Here is a 1,402-nt window from a genome sequence, read left to right as displayed (position 1 = left end):
CGGCCTCGAGGACGACGCGCACGGCCACGGCACGGCGCCCGCGCCGGGCGGGCCCGTCGTCCTGCCGATGCCCTCGCTGCGCCGCGCCTGACGGGCGCGGGCCCGTCCGCGCGGGTCAGTCCTGCGGCGGGACGAGCTGGCCGAGCGCGGCGAAGAGCTGCACGCCGGTGCCCAGGCCGCACGCCACGAGCTGTGCCAGCTGGTCGTCGGTGACCCCGTGCTCGAGGTCGACGGACACCTCGCCGTAGAGCGCCAGCTCGCCGTCCTCGGCTCGCACGTACGCCTTGGGCCAGATGCGCTCGCGGTTCCAGTCGTTGACGGCGAGCAGCGCGGCGGCCCGGCGGTGCTCGGGCAGCGTGCGGTGCCAGCGACCGCGCACCTGCAGCACCTCGTGGTCCTCACCGAGGAGCAGGAACCAGAACCGGTCCCCGTCCCAGGTCCCCGTCAGGTCGTCGTCCTCGTCGCGGTGGACGTGGTAGCCCTCGCCGACGAGGTAGGCCTCGACGCGCGCGCTGTCGAGCGGCCGGGGCCGCTGGGTCAGGCGGGAGGGGCCGCGCCCGGACTCGGGCCCGGGAGCCTCGTCGCGCCGGCGCGCCCTCACGGCGCCGCCGCCGCGGGGTCGGGGTAGAGCTCGTCGACGGTGTCGAACAGCACGCTCGACGCGCTCAGGGCGCAGTGGAGCAGCTGCCCGAGCTGGGCGTCCGTGACGCCGTGCTCGAGATCGGTCGCCACCTCGGACGTGAGGTGCACCATGCCGTCGTCCCGGACGCGCACGTAGGCCTTGGGCCAGATCTTCTCGGCGTTCCAGTCGTTGCAGAGCTCGAGCACCTCGGTGAGGCGCTCGATGGAGAACTCCCGGTTCCACTGGCCACGGACCTGCAGGATCTCCTGGTCGTCGCCGAACAGGAAGAAGTAGAAGAGCCGACCCCGCCACAGCCCACCGACGTCGCCCTCGTCGTCGACGAAGTACGTGTAGCCGTGGCGCGTGAACCAGACGCGCAGCCGCTCGGTGGTCAGCGGGGCCGGGACGTCGGGCCGGGGCGCGGCGCGCTGCGGGTGCTGGGCCGGTGCCAGGCGGTCGGGGTCTGCGAAGAGGCCGGCCAGCGGACGGCCCGGGGACGGCTCGCGCGGCGACGGTCCTGCCTCGACGACGCGACGGACCCAGGAGAGGAACCCCATCGCGACAGGATAGCGGCGAGCCGGGTGCGGCGACCGTGGGCGGGGCCGGGCGCGGTCCGCGATACCGTCGGAGCCGTGCTCGCCGGTGCTGCCCTCGTCCCCGACACGGCGCTGCTGGTGCCGGGTGCGGCGGGCCGGGGCGACGTGCTCGGCGCGGAGCGGACGGCGGCGTCGGCGGCCGTGGCGGCGCTGGTCGCCCGGGGTCCGGACCGGGTGGTCGCCG

2 protein-coding genes are annotated in these 1,402 nt (G+C 75.7%); both read right to left on the bottom strand.

The annotated features are described in order from the left end of the window. Positions 1-115 precede the first annotated feature (115 nt). Positions 116-601 (bottom strand): YbjN domain-containing protein, encoded by a 486-nt coding sequence (locus IDM29_RS16685; RefSeq protein WP_182113617.1) that lies wholly within the window; start codon positions 599-601, stop codon positions 116-118. Next, positions 598-1,179 carry a YbjN domain-containing protein gene (locus IDM29_RS16680; protein ID WP_182113618.1) on the bottom strand — a complete coding sequence of 194 codons (582 nt, stop codon included), beginning with the start codon at positions 1,177-1,179 and terminating at the stop codon, positions 598-600. Before IDM29_RS16680 ends, IDM29_RS16685 begins: the two co-directional genes overlap by 4 nt. Positions 1,180-1,402 lie beyond the last annotated feature (223 nt).

The organism is Actinotalea sp. JY-7885, from assembly GCF_014525465.1.
Lineage (GTDB): Bacteria > Actinomycetota > Actinomycetes > Actinomycetales > Cellulomonadaceae > Actinotalea.
The sequence above is the reverse complement of the archived record's forward strand: the minus strand, read 5'-3'. Positions and strand labels throughout refer to the sequence as shown.

What these genes read in the sequence shown, in the direction of transcription:
- IDM29_RS16680 (WP_182113618.1), bottom strand. Translation starts at nt 1,179, where the DNA reads ATGGGGTTCCTCTCCTGGGTCCGTCGCGTCGTCGAGGCAGGACCGTCG.